The sequence below is a fragment of the Albimonas marina genome, from assembly GCF_029223255.1.
Lineage (GTDB): Bacteria > Pseudomonadota > Alphaproteobacteria > Rhodobacterales > Rhodobacteraceae > Albimonas.
On record NZ_JARHUC010000012.1, the window covers coordinates 77,439 to 92,218 of the forward strand.

The 14,780-nt window shown below is 71.8% G+C and carries 14 protein-coding genes; 5 read left to right on the forward strand and 9 right to left on the reverse strand.

Annotated elements, in window-relative coordinates; translation table 11 throughout:
* Positions 1-102: 102 nt before the first annotated feature.
* The 7 genes from P2H44_RS24530 to P2H44_RS24560 form a co-directional block, all read right to left on the reverse strand.
* Entirely contained in the window at positions 103-2,004 is a 1,902-nt protein-coding gene (locus P2H44_RS24530; protein WP_275768016.1) for a bifunctional sugar phosphate isomerase/epimerase/4-hydroxyphenylpyruvate dioxygenase family protein, read from the reverse strand.
* Positions 2,001-2,849 (reverse strand): shikimate dehydrogenase family protein, encoded by an 849-nt coding sequence (locus tag P2H44_RS24535; RefSeq protein ID WP_275768017.1) that lies wholly within the window; start codon positions 2,847-2,849, stop codon positions 2,001-2,003. The genes P2H44_RS24530 and P2H44_RS24535 overlap by 4 nt, the downstream gene beginning before the upstream one ends.
* Positions 2,846-3,889, reverse strand: a complete 1,044-nt coding sequence (locus P2H44_RS24540) for a Gfo/Idh/MocA family oxidoreductase (protein ID WP_275768019.1) — start codon at positions 3,887-3,889, stop codon at positions 2,846-2,848. The genes P2H44_RS24535 and P2H44_RS24540 overlap by 4 nt, the downstream gene beginning before the upstream one ends.
* 2 nt (positions 3,890-3,891) lie before the next feature.
* Positions 3,892-5,397, reverse strand: a complete 1,506-nt coding sequence (locus P2H44_RS24545) for a tripartite tricarboxylate transporter permease (protein WP_275768020.1) — start codon at positions 5,395-5,397, stop codon at positions 3,892-3,894.
* On the reverse strand, positions 5,397-5,975 hold the full coding sequence (locus P2H44_RS24550; RefSeq protein WP_275768022.1) for a tripartite tricarboxylate transporter TctB family protein: 579 nt from the start codon (positions 5,973-5,975) through the stop codon (positions 5,397-5,399). Before P2H44_RS24550 ends, P2H44_RS24545 begins: the two co-directional genes overlap by 1 nt.
* A 220-nt stretch (positions 5,976-6,195) precedes the next feature.
* Positions 6,196-7,203: a Bug family tripartite tricarboxylate transporter substrate binding protein gene (locus tag P2H44_RS24555; RefSeq protein ID WP_275768023.1), complete on the reverse strand. Its 1,008-nt coding sequence runs from the start codon at positions 7,201-7,203 to the stop codon at positions 6,196-6,198.
* A 123-nt stretch (positions 7,204-7,326) separates the two neighbouring features.
* Positions 7,327-8,250 carry a LysR family transcriptional regulator gene (locus tag P2H44_RS24560; protein ID WP_275768024.1) on the reverse strand — a complete coding sequence of 308 codons (924 nt, stop codon included), beginning with the start codon at positions 8,248-8,250 and terminating at the stop codon, positions 7,327-7,329.
* Positions 8,251-8,396: 146 nt separating this feature from the next.
* Here P2H44_RS24560 and P2H44_RS24565 point away from each other — a divergent pair, with 146 nt between their 5' ends.
* Positions 8,397-10,121, forward strand: a complete 1,725-nt coding sequence (locus P2H44_RS24565; protein ID WP_275768027.1) for an FAD-dependent oxidoreductase — start codon at positions 8,397-8,399, stop codon at positions 10,119-10,121.
* On the forward strand, positions 10,118-10,927 hold the full coding sequence (locus tag P2H44_RS24570) for a sugar phosphate isomerase/epimerase family protein (protein WP_275768029.1): 810 nt from the start codon (positions 10,118-10,120) through the stop codon (positions 10,925-10,927). The genes P2H44_RS24565 and P2H44_RS24570 overlap by 4 nt, the downstream gene beginning before the upstream one ends.
* Here the strand turns inward: P2H44_RS24570 and pcaQ are convergent.
* Positions 10,887-11,834, reverse strand: a complete 948-nt coding sequence (pcaQ, locus tag P2H44_RS24575) for a pca operon transcription factor PcaQ (RefSeq protein WP_275768031.1) — start codon at positions 11,832-11,834, stop codon at positions 10,887-10,889. The two genes, P2H44_RS24570 and pcaQ, sit on opposite strands and share 41 nt — an antisense overlap.
* Positions 11,835-11,936: 102 nt before the next feature.
* On the opposite strand from pcaQ, the gene pcaH reads away from it, so the two are divergent.
* The 3 genes from pcaH to P2H44_RS24590 are packed head-to-tail and all read left to right on the forward strand — an operon-like array spanning position 11,937 to position 14,129.
* Positions 11,937-12,665 (forward strand): protocatechuate 3,4-dioxygenase subunit beta, encoded by a 729-nt coding sequence (gene pcaH / locus P2H44_RS24580; protein ID WP_275768034.1) that lies wholly within the window; start codon positions 11,937-11,939, stop codon positions 12,663-12,665.
* A gap of 2 nt (positions 12,666-12,667) precedes the next feature.
* Complete coding sequence (gene pcaG, locus P2H44_RS24585; protein ID WP_275768036.1) at positions 12,668-13,288, forward strand: protocatechuate 3,4-dioxygenase subunit alpha; 621 nt, start codon at positions 12,668-12,670, stop codon at positions 13,286-13,288.
* A gap of 7 nt (positions 13,289-13,295) precedes the next feature.
* The gene (locus tag P2H44_RS24590) at positions 13,296-14,129 is read left to right on the forward strand and encodes a 3-oxoadipate:acetyl-CoA acetyltransferase (RefSeq protein WP_275768038.1); all 834 of its coding nucleotides are present in this window, start codon (positions 13,296-13,298) and stop codon (positions 14,127-14,129) included.
* A gap of 437 nt (positions 14,130-14,566) precedes the next feature.
* Here P2H44_RS24590 and P2H44_RS25580 read toward each other — a convergent pair.
* On the reverse strand, positions 14,567-14,780 hold a 214-nt coding region (locus P2H44_RS25580), incomplete at its 5' end, for an integrase core domain-containing protein (protein WP_462976324.1).

Below are 14,780 nucleotides of genomic sequence, written 5' to 3' on the forward strand. Positions count from 1 at the left end.
CGCAGCGACGTTCACGTGTCGAAGCCGGCCCCGGGGTTCGCCGGCCGCAGGATCGGGGCGAGGAGGCTCGTCGATGCGCCGGCGGCGGGCGCGCCGATCCGCCTATCGGCGCGGCATGCCCTTCGGGCGCATCAGGCGCTTCTGGGAGGCGATGCGGAAGGGCGCGTTGGGCGCGCCGTAGCCGTCATAGGCGCCGCGCCGCTCGACGACCTCGAGGAACAGGCCGTCGGCGAAGGGGCGGGAGTAGAATTGCAGGAAAGCGCCGGAGGCGTCCTCGTCATAGAGGATGTTGAAGTCCTGCATCCGCGCCAGCAGCGCGGGATCCAGCGCGAAGCGGGCGGCGAGATCGGCGTAGTAGTTCTCGGTCATCGGCAGGGGCTGGAAGCCGCGGGCGGCCATGCGCTCGGCCGCTGCGAAGATGTCGTCGGCCGCGAAGGCGACATGCTGGACCGCGCCGCCGAAACTGTCGGCCAGGAAGGCGCCGGCGAGCGTGCGGTGCGTCTCGGCCCCGTTGAGGGTGATGCGCAGGCCGTCCGGGTTCGCGGTCGAGCGGATCGCCTGGCTGCGGACGAGGCCGTCGGGGTCGATGACGTCGACCATCGGCGCGCGCTCCATCGCGAAGATGGCGGTGTAGAACAGCGACCAGCTGAGCATCTCGTCGTAGTTCATCGTCTCGGCCACGTGGTCGACGCGGGTCAGGCCGGCGCCGGGCTCGGCCTCGGCCGGGTTGCCCACAGGCCGGAACTCGATATCCCAGACGTCGGCCAGGCCGGAGCCTTCGTCGATGAAATGCAGGACGCTTCCGCCGACCGAGCGGATGGCGGGGATCTGCAGCTCGCCGGGACCCACGGGCTGTTCGAACGTGGCCGCGCCCAGCGCCACCGCGCGGGCGACGACGTCCGCGACGCTGGAGACGCGCAGGCCCACGTCGCAGACCGAGGTGCCGTGCATGGCGTAGGCGGAGGCGGCGAACCCCTCCGTCTCCCGGTTCAGGACCACGCGCACGTCGCCCTGGCGCCAGAGCGCGACCTTCTTCGATATATGGTCGCCGACATGCGCGAAGCCCATCGACTGAAGCAGCGCCGACAGCGGCCCGATCTCGGCGTCGGAGGTGGCGAACTCGATGAACTCGACCCCCTGCGCCTCGACCCGGTCGGGGAGTTCGGGAGCGGCGATGCGGATGTCGGGCTCGACCCGGCGGACGCGGTCCATCAGCGCGACCAGGGAGCGGTGGCCGTCGCGGGCGAGGCCTTCGGGGCGGCCTCCGCGGAACTGGTCGTTGAAGATCTCGAGGCTGATCGGCCCGTCGTAGCCGGTGGCGGCGACGGCGGCCATGAAGCCGGTCACGTCCAGGTCGCCCTCGCCCGGCATGTTGCGGAAATGGCGGGACCAGTAGAGCAGGTCCATGTCGATCAGCGGCGCGTCGGCGAGCTGCACGAAGAAGATCTTGTCGGAGGGGATGCGCCGGATCGTGTCCGGGGCGATCTTGCGGGCGAGCGTGTGGAAGCTGTCGACGATCAGGCCGACGTTGGGGTGGTCGGCGCGGCGCACCACCTCCCAGGCGTCGCGGTGGTCGTTGACATGGCGGCCCCAGCACAGGGCCTCGTAGCCCACGCGGATGCCCCGCGCGGCGGCGATCTCGCCCAGTTCGGCGAAGTCGCCGGCCGCGCGGTCGATGCCGCCCAGGGCCGCGGGGTGGAGGGAGGAGCAGACCAGCACCAGGTCGCAGCCGAGCTCGCCCATCACGTCGAACTTGCGCCTGGCGCGGTCGAAGGCGCGGGCGCGGAGGTCGCCGGTCAGGCCCTCGAAGTCGCGGAACGGCTGGAACAGCATGATCTCGAGGCCGTGGTCGCGCACCAGGGCCCCGATCTCGCGCGGGGAGCCGGCGTCGGCGATGAAGTCCTGCTCGAAGATCTCGATCCCGTCGAAGCCGGCCTTCTGGATGGCGTCCAGCTTCTCGCGCAGGTTGCCCGAGATCGAGACGGTGGCGATCGAGGTCTTCATGCCGGCTCCTCCTCTTCGGTCAGCAGGCTGGCGCGCAGGGCGGCCACGTCGAGCGGCAGGCCGGCGAAATGCGCCCAGGCGTGGACGCCCTGCCAGATGAACAGCTCGTAGCCCGAGATCACGTCCAGTCCCGCGGCCCCGGCGTCCTGCAGGAACCGGGTGTCGACGGGGGTGTAGACGGCGTCGAAGGCCCACTCCGCCCCGGCCATCGCTTCGGCCGGAAGCGGCGTGCCGCCGTATCCGACCATTCCGATGGGGGTGCAGTTGATCAGGCCGGCCGCGCCCTGCGCGGCGGTCCCGGCGTCCGCGTGAACCTGGATCGCGGCCGCGGGGCCGGCGCGGCGCAGGTCGTCGGCCAGCGTCTCGGCCTTGGCTGCGTCGCGGTCGACCAGGCGGATCTCGGCCGCCTCCAGCGCCAGCAGCGCGAAGGCGATGGCCCTGCCGACGCCGCCTGCGCCGATCAGGCAGACCGCGCCCGGCGCCTTGTCCCGGCGCGCGCCACGATAGGCGGCGATGAAGCCGGTATGGTCGGTGTTGTGGCCCTGGGGCCCGTCGACCTCGAACAGGACCGTGTTCACGGCGCCGATCGCCTGGACCAGCGGATCGGGGATCGCCAGCTTCGCGGTCACCGCCTCCTTGTAGGGATAGGTGATGTTGACGCCTCGGAAATCGCCCGCGGCGCAGGCGGCGAAGACCGCGTCGAAGTCCTGTCCCATGTCCCGCGGGATCAGCCGGTCGTAGCGCACCTTCACGCCGTTCTGCTTGCCCGCCAGCTGGTGCAGCAGCGGCGACCGCGAACGCGCGATGTTGTCGCCGATCAGGCCGAGATGGAGCTGCGCGGTCATGATGCCTTCCTTTCGGCAGGGGAGGGGCGGGCCGCGGCGGCGATGGCCTCGACCACCGCCACGGAGCGTCCGGCGTCGGCGGCGGAGACCAGGGGCGCGGTCTCGCCCCGGATCACGGCCGCGAAATGGTCGAGCTGGCCGACCAGCGGATCCGCGTCGGTCACGGGCAGCAGCTCGGGCGTCATCGGCGAGAACCAGCTGCGCGGCCCGCGCTGGCGCCACAGGCGCAGGGAGGGCAGTTCCAGCGAGCCCCCGGTCCCCGCGAGCCACAGGCAGGACTGGCCGGTGGCGGGATAGTCGGGGTTCTCCGCCGCCGTCAGCTCCCAGCTCCAGGGCGCGGCGGCGGCGTCGGAGACGGCGACGGCGCCCATCGCCCCGCTTTCGAAGCGCATCAGGGCGGCGGCGGAATCCTCGATCTCGAAGCCGCGGATGGCGGAGGAGGCGAGGGCCCGCACCTCGACGACCTCGCCCAGCAGGTGGCGCATGAGGTCGATGTCGTGGACCAGGTTGGTCAGGATCGGCCCGGCGCCCGGCGCGCGCCGCCAGTCGGGGGCGAAATAGTCGTCGGGCTTGCACAGCAGGACCGAGACCTGGGCCGAGATCACCCGGCCCAGCAGGCCGCCCTCGATCGCGGCCTTCGCCGCGGCGATGCGCGGGTTGTGACGGCGATGGTGCCCCGCCAGCACCGGCACGCCGCTCCGCGCCGAGGCCTCGGCCAGCGTCTCCGCCTCGGCCGCGGTCGCGGTCACCGGCTTCTCGACCAGGACCGGAAGGCCGCGCTCCAGACAGGTCAGCGCCTGGGGCAGGTGCAGGGGCGTGGGCGTCGCGAGGATCGCGCCCGCCGTCGCGGCCGGCAGGTCGTCGAGCGACGCGACATGCGGGCAGCCGAGGCGCGCGGCCAGCGCCGCCGTCTCGGGCGCGGGGTCGACCAGGGCGGCGAGCCGCCCCGGTCCGGAGGCCGCCAGCAGCGCGGCATGCCTGCGCCCGATGGCGCCGGCGCCGACGACCGCGATCGGGACGGGAGGCCGGGCGGCGGGCATGGTCAGGCCTTCCGCCCGAAGACGGCGGCCTTGGCCTTCGTCCACAGCGGCGTCTGCGAGACGAAGATCAGGATCACCGCGATGAACAGGGTCATCGACAGCGGGCTGGTCACGACCCCGTGGAAGAAGCGGCCGATGTCCTCCCGCTCGGAGATGATCGCCCGGCGCCAGTTGTCGTCCAGCAGGCGCGACAGGATCACCCCCAGGATCACCGGCCCCAGCGGATAGCCGTAGTGGCGCATGAAGTAGCCGAACACGCCGAAGCCCAGCATCCAGTAGACGTCGGAGATCGAGTTGTTCACCGCGTAGGCGCCGACGATGGACAGCAGCAGGATCAGCGGGATCAGCACCGCGCGCGGCATCTCGACGATCTTGGTGAACAGCTTGATGCCGGTCAGGCCGAAGATCAGCATGAAGCAGTTGGCCACCACCAGCGCGCCGACGATGAACCAGAACATGTCCGGCTTGTCGATCATCAGCATCGGGCCCGGGTTCAGCCCGTGGATGAACAGCGCCCCGATCATGATCGCGGTCACCGCGTCGCCGGGAATGCCCAGCGTCATCATCGGGATGAAGGCCCCGCCGACGGCGGCGTTGTTGGCGGTCTCGGGGGCGACCAGGCCCTCGATCGCGCCCTCGCCGAAGGGGCGCTCGGGCGCCTTCGTCACGCGCTTGGCGTGGTCGTAGGCCATCAGGGCCGCGATGTCGCCGCCGGTGCCCGGCAGGGCGCCGATGAACACGCCGATGGCCGAGGTCTGGATCGACAGCGGCAGGTGCCGGCGCACGGTGCCCAGCGAGGGGACGATGCGGGTGATCTTCTGGCGGATCGCGGGCGTGTCGACGTGGTGGAGCTGCAGCAGCGCCTCCGAGACGCCGAACATGCCGATCATAACCGCGATGAAGCTGATCCCCGACTGCATCTCGGGCAGACCGAAGGTGAAGCGCTCGGAGAAGGTCAGCGGGTCGCGGCCGACCGCGCCCAGCGCGATGCCCAGGGCGCCCGCGAAGATGCCCTTGGTCAGCGAGCCCTGCGACAGCGAGCCGACCAGCAGGATGCCCAGCAGCGCCAGGAACATGTAGTCGCGCGGCTGGAACGTCAGCGCGAAGTCCGACACCGCCGGCGCCGCCGCGGCCAGCACGCCGATGCCGATGAAGCCGCCCAGGAAGCTCATCACCGTGGTGACGCCGATGGCGGTCCCGGCCTCGCCCCGCAGGGCCATGGGATAGCCGTCCATGGCCGTGGCGATGGCCGAGGGCGCGCCGGGGATGTTGAGCAGGATCGCGGTGCGCGAGCCGCCGTAGACCCCGCCCATGTAGATCCCGATCATCAGCGAAATCGCCGGATAGACGTCCCAGCTGAAGGTGAACGAGATCAGGATCGACACGGCCATCGTCACCGACAGGCCGGGAATGGCGCCCACGTAGACGCCGGCGAAGGTCCCCACGCCCACCAGCAGCAGCAGCTCGGGCTGGGAGAAGACCGTCAGGAAGGCCCAGAACGCGTCCATCAGTTCGTCCCCCCGGCGGGCGCGGAGGCGAACAGGTCGCGGAACATCTGGATCAGCTCGGCCTCGGGGAAGACCCCGGCCGGCATCAGCACGGCGAAGACGATGCGGAACACCAGCCAGATCGCCAGCAGCGAGCCCAGCGAGACCGCCAGCGTCCAGACCCAGCCGCGTCGGGCCAGCAGCTTGATCGCCGCGACCAGGAACAGGGCCGAGGTGGGCAGGAACCCGAAGGGCACCAGCAGGATCCCGTAGCCCAGCAGGAACAGGACGAAGACGCCGACGACCCAGGGCAGGATGTCCCGCACGAAGGTCTCGGCCGCCGCGCGGGGCAGGCGCAGGGTGCGCAGCGCCACCATTCCGGCGGTGACCGCCATCACGAGGCTGGTCGCCATGGGCACGGTGCCCGGGGCGGACAGCGCCTCGAACCCCGAGATGCCGTAGGCGTTCCACAACAGCGCCAGGCTGCCGAAGAACATCACGAGCGCGAAGACCAGCTCCCCGGGGCGGCGCTCGGTCTCGTAGCCGCCCGGCGTCGCGTCGGAGGTTCCGTCGTGGTGGTCCGGTTCGTACTTGGTCATGGTTTCCTCCCGCCCGTGTCTCCGGGATCGGTCTGCGGGGCGCTTCAGCATCCCTGGAGGGGCTTCGTCGCCCCTGAACGAAAACGGCGCCGCGCTTCGGGTCGAAGGGCGGCGCCGGTCTTCGGCGCCTCCCGCGGGGGGAGGCGCGGCGCCGTCGAAGTCGTTGTCTCGGGCGTATGGGCCGCGGCCCCGCGCCCGGCGGGGCCGCGACGGTCGGGGATCAGTCCGCGGGGCGGGCGATGCCGAACTTCTCGGGCGAGGCCTTGGTCAGGCCCGCGTCCTGCAGCAGCCAGGTCGTGCCCTGCTGCCACTTGGCGAGGAAGGCCTCGGCCTCGGCGCCCGACAGGCCCATCATCTTGAAGCCGCGGTTGTCCATCAGGGTCTTGAAGTCCTCGGCCTCGGCGCCCTTGGCGTAGGCGTCGACCAGCTTGGCGACGATGTCGTCAGGCGTGCCCTTCTTCACGAAGACGCCGAAGAACGGGCCCCAGGGCAGGTAGGTCTCGTAGGCGGCGTTGAACTCGGTGACCGGCTTCGCCTCGGGCAGCTTGTCCGACGCCGCCACGTCCATCAGCGCCAGCGGCTTCATCTTGCCGCCGCGGATGCTCTCGATCGCGGCGCCCAGAACGGCGGGCATCACGTCGATGGCGCCGCCCTGCAGGGCGGTCAGCGCCGGGCCGTCGCCGTCGTAGGGGACCGCGATCACGTCCAGGCCGCCTTCGACCGACTGGATCATCGCGGTGACGACCGAGGGCAGGCCGCCGGGGCCGGTGGCGCCGAAGCGGACCTCGCCCGGATGGGCCTTGATGTACTCCATCATGCCCGCGTAGTCGTCGAAGGGCGCGTCGGGCCGGGCCACCAGGATCGGGGTGCCGCGGGCCAGGATGGTGATCGGCGTGAAGTCCGAATAGTCTTTGTCGCCCAGGCCCATGACCTTGTAGAGCAGCGGGTTCTCGGCGCCCATCAGCAGGGTGTAGCCGTCCGCCGCCTGCCCGGCGACGTGGTTCAGCGCGATGGCGCCGACGCCGCCGGTCATGTTCTGCATGACCACCGTGCCGCCCAGCGCCTCCTCGGCATGCGGGGTGACCGAGCGCATCACGGTGTCGGTCGAGCCGCCCGCGCCCCACTGGATCACGCCCTGGATCTCCTTGGCGGGATACTGGGCCGCGGCGACGCCGGCGGATGCGACGAGACCCAGCGCCGCGAAGGCGCCGATGACGAAGGTCTTCATGGTATTCCTCCCATTCGAAGCCGGCTCTCTCCCAGCCGGGCACGATCTCTCGTGACAGGGCGGACCATGGTCGCCCGTCGTCGTAACGTCAAATACCTATTCGTGGGAGTCGTTAACCTGATGTTACGATCCGCGGTAGCGCGGACCGTCCTCGACCGCCCGCGCCAGCTCGCGTCGGACCTGCTCTATGGCGAATTCGGCGAAGCCCGACAGCACCCGGCCCTTCTTGCGGGCGACGTAGCTGCGCAGGGGCACGTCCTCGGCCAGCGGCCGGCGCACCAGGCCGGGCATGTAGACCTCGGCCACCGAGAACTCGTCGATCACCGCGGCGCCCAACCCATGGCGCACCAGGCTGACCACGGTCTGCGCGAAGCGCCCGCGGATCGAGTGGCGGACAGGGATGCCCGCGTCCAGGAAGGGCTGGGCCAGCATCCGCCCGTAAGGATCGGTCGGGTCGACGCCGATCATCGGCTCGTCCGCCAGGTCGCGCACCGAGACGGTCTTCCTTGAGGCCAGGCGGTGCCCCTCGGGCAGGATCACCACGACGCGGCCCTCGGCGATCTCCTCGTTCTCGATGGCGGCGTTCTGCACCGCCGAGGACATGATCACGAACTCCCCGCGCTCGAGCATCAGGTAGTCCACCGTTTCCTCGATCTTGAGAATGTTGAGGTCGATGTAGAGGTCGGGGTACCGCGCCCGGATCCGCCGCATGGCGCGGGCGGCGACGAACTGGGCGATCGAGGGGGCCGAGGCGAAGGCCAGCAGCACGTTCTCGCCCTTCTGCAGGGCGCCGACGGCGGACTGCAGGTTGGCGACGCCCTTGTAGACCTCGCGCAGCTGGTCGAAGACCGCGCTCGCCTCGACCGAGGGGACGAAGATCCCCGCCTTGCGCTCGAACAGGCGGATGCCGAGCGATTCCTCCGTGTGCTTCACCAGCCGGCTGACGCCGGGGGCCGAGACGTTCAGCATCTCGGCGGCGCCCGAGATCGTGCCGGTCATCATCACCGCGCGGATCACCTCGATCTGTCTCAGCGTCAGGTCGGCCATCGGGTCGTCGCCTCTCCACCCTCGGAGTTCGGGGCGGGCACATTAACATGATGTTATTGGATCGGACGAATGGGTATTTGACGTTATCCAGCCGATCCCCAAGCCTGCGCGCGGCCCCCCGCCGACGCTGCGCGAGAGCTTTTGCCATGCCGACCCCCGACCCCGCCCCGGACCGCATCCTCGACTGCGACCTGCTGGTCGCCGGCTCCGGCGCCGCCGGCCTGGCGGCGGCGGTGACCGCGGCCCATGCCGGCCTGAAGGTGGTCGTGGCCGAGAAGGCCGAGGTCCTGGGCGGCACCACCGCCTGGTCCGGCGGCTGGATCTGGGCGCCGGGCAACCCCGTCTGCCGACGCGGCGGCGTGGAGGAGGAGCCGGGCGCCCCGCGACGCTACCTGGAGGCCGTGCTGGGCGCCGAGTTCGACGCGGAGCTGGTCGAAGCCTTCCTCGCCGCCGCGCCGGACATGGTCGGGTTCCTGGAGCGCGAGACGGCGCTGGAGTTCGAAGGCGGCCTGCACATCCCCGACACCTACAGCCGCCAGCCGGGCGCGGGGATGGGCGGTCGATCGGTGATCGCGAAAGCCTATGACGGGCGTGCCCTGGGCGCGGACATCGGGCTGCTGCGCAAACCGCTCCGGGAGACCTCGTTCCTCGGGATGACCATCCAGGCCGGCGCCGACCTGCGGGCCTTCCTGACCGCCACTCGCTCGGCGAAATCCGCCGCCTACGTGGCCCTGCGCCTCGCCCGCGGCCTGCGCGACCGCGCCCTGCACGGCCGGGCGATGGAGCTGCGCAACGGCAATGCGCTGGTCGCCCGCCTGGTCCGCTCGGCCCGCGATCTGGGCGTGGACCTGCGGGTGCGCAGCGGGGTCGAGAGCCTCCTGACCGAGGACGGCGTCGTCGTCGGCGCCCGCCTCGCCACGCCGGAGGGCCCGCTGACCGTCCGCGCCCGCCGAGGCGTGGTGCTGGCCTGCGGCGGCTATCCGCAGGACCTCGCCCGCCGCGCCGCGACCTTCCCGCGGCCCGAGTCCCACGCCTCCCTCGCCGTGCCCACCGCCGACGGCGACGGCCTGCGCCTGGGCGAGAGCGTGGGCGCCCGCCAGGCGCTGGACCTCGCCGCGCCGGGCGCCTGGTGCCCCGTCTCGCGGGTGAGCTGGCCCGACGGCTCCTCCGGCGTCTTCCCCCACATCATCGATCGCGGCAAACCCGGGGTGATCGGCGTGCTGGCGACCGGCGCGCGGTTCTGCAACGAGGGGCTGGGCTACCACGACTACGTGCGCGAGATGCTCGCCTCCGTCCCGCCCGAGGCCGAATGCGCCAGCTGGCTGGTCTGCGACCACCGCTTCCTGCGCCGCTACGGGCTGGGCATCGTGCGCCCGGCGCCGCTGCCGCTCGGGCCCTGGCTGAAATCCGGCTACCTCCGGCGCGGCGCCACCCTGAAGGCGCTCGCCGCCGCCTGCGGCATCGACACCGAGGGCCTGGCCCGCACCGTCGCCCGCTTCAACGAGGGCGCCCGGTGGGGCGAGGACCCGGACTTCCACCGCGGAACCACGCCCTACATGCGCCTGCAGGGCGACCCGTCGGTCGCGCCGAACCCCTGCCTCGCCCCCATCGAGACCGGGCCCTTCTACGCCGTGAAGGTGATCCCCGGCAGCTTCGGCGCCTTCGCGGGCCTGCGCACCGACGGCCATGCGCGGGCGCTGGACGGCGAGCGTCGGCCGATCCCCGGCCTCTACGCCGCCGGCACGGACATGGCGAGCGTGATGGGCGGCCACTATCCCGCCGGGGGCATCAACCTCGGCCCTGCGCTGACCTTCGGCTTCATCGCGGGGCGCCACGCCGCCGCGTCCTCGGTCCCGGGAGACGACCAGTGACCCGCCCCATCGGCCTCGCTCACCTGACCGCCATCGAGCTGTCGCCGCCCGACCTGATCCGCGCCGCCGCCCGCGTCGGCTTCGACGCCGTGGGCCTGCGCCTGATCCGGGTGACCGAGACCAGCCCCGGCTATCCGCTGATGGACGACCCCGCCGCCCTGCGCGCCACGCAGGCCGCGCTGGCCGAGACCGGCCTTGCCGTCCACGACATCGAGTTCGTGAAGATCGAGCCCGACACCGATCCCGCCGCGCTGGACCCGTTCCTCGACGCCGGCGCCGCGCTGGGCGCGAAGGAGGTCATCGCCGCGCCCTACGACCCGGACCTCGCCCGGCTCGCCGACCGCATAGGCGCGCTGGCGGAGCGGGCGGAGGCGCGGGGGATCGGCGTCTCGCTGGAGTTCTTCCCCTGGACGGTGGTCCCCGACCTGCCCGCGGCGCTGGCGTTGGCGGAGGCGGCGGGGCCGCGGGTCGGGGTGCTGGTCGACAGCCTGCATTTCGACCGCTCCGCCAGCCGTCTCTCGGACCTGCGCGCCGCGCCGCCGGCCCGCCTGCGCTTCGCCCACCTGTGCGACGCGCCCGTCCACCCGCCCTATTCGACCGAGGACCTGCTGCACGCCGCCCGCGGCGAGCGGCTGCCGCCCGGCGAGGGCGGGATCGACCTCGCCGCCTTCGTCGCCGCGCTGCCCGCGGACCTGCCCCTGTCGCTGGAAGTCCCGATGACCGCCCTGACCGCGGCCGAGGGGCCCGACGCGGCGCTCGCCCGCGTCATGGCGGGAACCCGGGCGCTGCTGGCGCGGCGGCCCTGAGGCAGTCCATGAACACCGCCCGCGCGACGCTGAGCGGCGCCGCGCGGGCGACCGAGATCCCCACCGGCCCCGACAGCAGCGGCGAGGCGAGGTCCACCCCCGCCAGCACGCCCCACGCCAGCTCGTCCGCCGCCACCCCGCGCGAGATGAACCACAGCGCGTCGCTCTCGCGCACGATCCGCCGCCCCACCGGCAACGCCACCGTCTCGACCGCGCCGCGCGCCTCGGGCAGGCCGAGGCTGGCGAGGTAGCGCTCGACCGTCGGCCAGATCACCGCGCCGCGCGGGGGCAGCACCAGCGGGAAGTCGGGGATGCGGGCCTGCGGGCGCGGGTCCGACAGGATCGGGTGGCCCGGCCGGCAGACCAGCGCCACGTCCTCGATGTAGAGCTGCTCGAACGTCACGCCGGCCGCCGCCGCCCCCTCGGGCATGCGGCCGACCACCAGGTCCAGCGAGCCGTCGCGAAGCTGGTTGAACAGCAGCCAGTTGGGACCCGTGAGGATGTGCAGCCGCGCCTCGGGCATCTGGGCGCCGAAAGCCAGCGCCGCGCGCGGGGCCAGCGTCGCCGCCGCCGTCGGCAGCACCCCCACCGACAGCCGCACCGCGCGGCCCGCCCCCGCCGCCAGCCGGTCGCGGGCGCGCATCAGCTCGACCATCGAGGCGGCGGCGTGGGCCTGGAAGATGCGCCCCGCCTCGTTCAGGCGCAGGCCCCGGCCGACGCGGTCGAAGAGGCGGGCGCCCATCATCTCCTCCAGCTCCCGCAGCGTCCGCGACACCGCGGGCTGGGTCAGGTGCAGGCGCTTCGCTGCCTCGGACACGCTTTCGGCGCGGGCGATCTCGAGGAAACAGCGCACGTGGCGCAGGCGGAGGTGGGCTTCCCAGTTCATACCGGAATTGGCATGGATCAACCACGATCCGTCAATATTCATCCGCTCCGCGCATCTGTATCCGACAAGGCGGGAGGCCGGCCCCGTCCCGAGGGGCCGCCGCAGATGGGAGGAGACGGCGCCATGGGACCGCTCGCCGAATATCACCAGCGCGACCGCACCCTGCATCCGCCGGCGCTGACGCCGGGCTACAAGACGTCGGTGGCGCGCTCGCCGCGCTGCTCGATGATCTCGCTGCAGAACTCGGTCTCGGAGGTCACCGGGCCGGTCTTCGGGCACGACGACATCGACCCAGGCGACAACGACCTGCTGACCAACTACGCGAAGCCCGGCGAGAGCCCGATCGGCGAGCGGATCATCCTGCACGGCCGGGTGCTGGACGAGCACGCGCGCCCCGTGCCGAACACGCTGGTCGAGATCTGGCAGGCCAACGCCGGCGGCCGCTACCGGCACAAGAAGGACACCTACCTCGCCCCCATCGACCCGAACTTCGGGGGCTGCGGGCGCACGATCACGGACGGCGAGGGGCGGTACATGTTCCGCACCGTGAAGCCCGGCGCCTATCCGTGGCGCAATTACGTGAACAACTGGCGGCCGGCGCACATCCACGTCTCGGTCTTCGGGGCGGCCTTCGTGCAGCGGCTGATCACCCAGTGCTATTTCGAGGGCGACCCCTTCGTGCCGATCTGCCCCATCGTGCAGACCATCCCCGACCCGGACGCGATCGAGCAGCTGATCGCGAAGCTCGACCTGAACGCCACGATCCCGCTGGATGCCGTCGCCTACAAGTTCGACATCGTCCTGCGGGGCCGCCGCTCGACCCTGTTCGAGAACCGGCTGGAGGGGAACTGATCATGCCGCAGCGCACCGACTACCTGCGCGAGACCGCCTCGCAGACCGCGGGCCCCTACGTGCACATCGGCCTGGCGCCGGGCGCGGCGGGCTTCGCCATCTACCGCCGGGAGCTGGGCTGGGACATCGCCGGGCCGAATGCGGCCGGCGAGCGGATCCGGGTCGAGGGCCGGGTGATCGACGGCATGGGCGCGCCCGTGAAGGACGTGATGCTGGAGGTCTGGCAGGCGGATGCGGCCGGCCGCTACGCCCACCCCGAGGGCGGCGGCCCGGTCGAGGACGGCTTCCGCGGCTGGGGCCGCGTCATCGCCGATTTCGAGACCGGCGACTGGGCGTTCGAGACGGTCAAGCCCGGCCCCACCCGCGGCCGCAACGTCGGGACGCAGGCGCCTCATCTGAACCTCTGGATCGTCGCGCGCGGCATCAACGTGGGCCTGAACACCCGCATGTACTTCGCCGACGAGGCCGAGGCGAACGCCGCCGATCCGGTGCTGCGCCTCGTGGAATGGGAGCATCGCCGCGCCACCCTGATCGCGGAACGAGTGGAACGCGACGGCAAGCCCGTCTATCGTTTCGACATTCGCCTGCAAGGCGACGGCGAGACGGTCTTCTTCGACGTATGAGGCGCATATGACCCCCTGCATCATCTGCGTCGCGATCACCGGCAGCCTGCCGCAGAAGTCCGACAACCCCGCCGTGCCGATCTCGATCTCCGAGCAGGTCGAGAGCACCCACGAGGCGTTCGAGGCCGGCGCCTCGATCGTCCACGCCCATGTGCGGAACGACGACGGCTCGCCGTCCTCCGACCCCGAGAAGTTCGCCCGTCTGAAGGAGGGGGTCGAAGCGCATTGCCCCGGCATGATCGTGCAGCTGTCGACCGGCGGTCGCTCGGGCGCCGGGAAGACGCGGGGCGGGATGCTGCCGCTGCGGCCGGACATGGCCTCGTTGTCGGTCGGGTCCAACAACTTCCCGACCCGGGTCTACGAGAACCCGCCGGACCTGGTCGACTGGCTGGCCGCCGAGATGCTCGCCCACGACATCAAGCCCGAGATCGAGGCGTTCGACCTGTCGCATATCTTCCAGGCGGCGAAGATGCAGGCGGACGGGCGGCTGGCGGGCACGCCCTACGTCCAGTTCGTGATGGGGGTGAGGAACGCGATGCCGGTCGACCGGGAGGTCTTCGACTTCTACATCGCCACCGTGAAGCGCCTTTTCGGAGCGAACGCGCCCTGGTGCGCGGCCGGAATCGGCGCGCATCAGCTGACGCTGAACGAATGGGCGGTGACCTCCGGCGGACATGCGCGCACGGGGATGGAGGACAACGTGCGGCTCGACCGGACCACGCTCGCGCCCTCCAACGCCGCCCTCGTGCGCCGGGTCGTCGATCTCTGCGCCCGCCACGACCGCCCGGTCGCGACGCCCGCGCAGGCGCGTCGACTGCTCGGCCTTCGCGCGGCGCCCTGACCTCCGGACGCGATCCGCTCCGACCTCGCCCGTCGCGGGCGAGGCCCCGGCCCGTCCTGGTGGCGTCGGCGCATCCGTCGCCCGCCGCGGCGCAGCGCCGACAGGCGCACGTTTGGGCGAGCCGCCGACCGCCTGCTTTCCAGACCCGGCGCGCCGTCCCGCGCGGCGACGCCACAGGTCGATCTCATCGTACCGACCGCCCGCGATGCATGCTCGGTCACCGCCCCGAGCCGCGAGATCGGGAGACGGCCGGGCGTTGACACCAAAACCGGGTGACTACCCGAGACGCGGCGCGACAAGCCCGGGCAACCTCCTCAACATCCACCTTCTCCTGAGCTACTGCCGAACTGTGAAGTTGCTCCGGGCAGACACCTTCGCAACCCGGCGCGAAATCGCGGCCGCCTGAGGCTCGGCCCGATTGACGTGACCCCTGCGTCTCATCCAGCCGGAACCGGAATCCGCGGCTGATCTGCGCTGACCCCGAAGGTTGGACCGCCCGGTTCTGGAACTCCCGGGCTTCGTAATGACGGCAGGCCGGGGGCGCCGCTGACGTCGGTGAGCGATATCGGGACCTTGCACCCGATTGCGCTGTGGGGTCGATCTTCGTTGTAGAGCCTGCGCCAAGCCTCCATCTTTTCGCGGGCGTCGGCA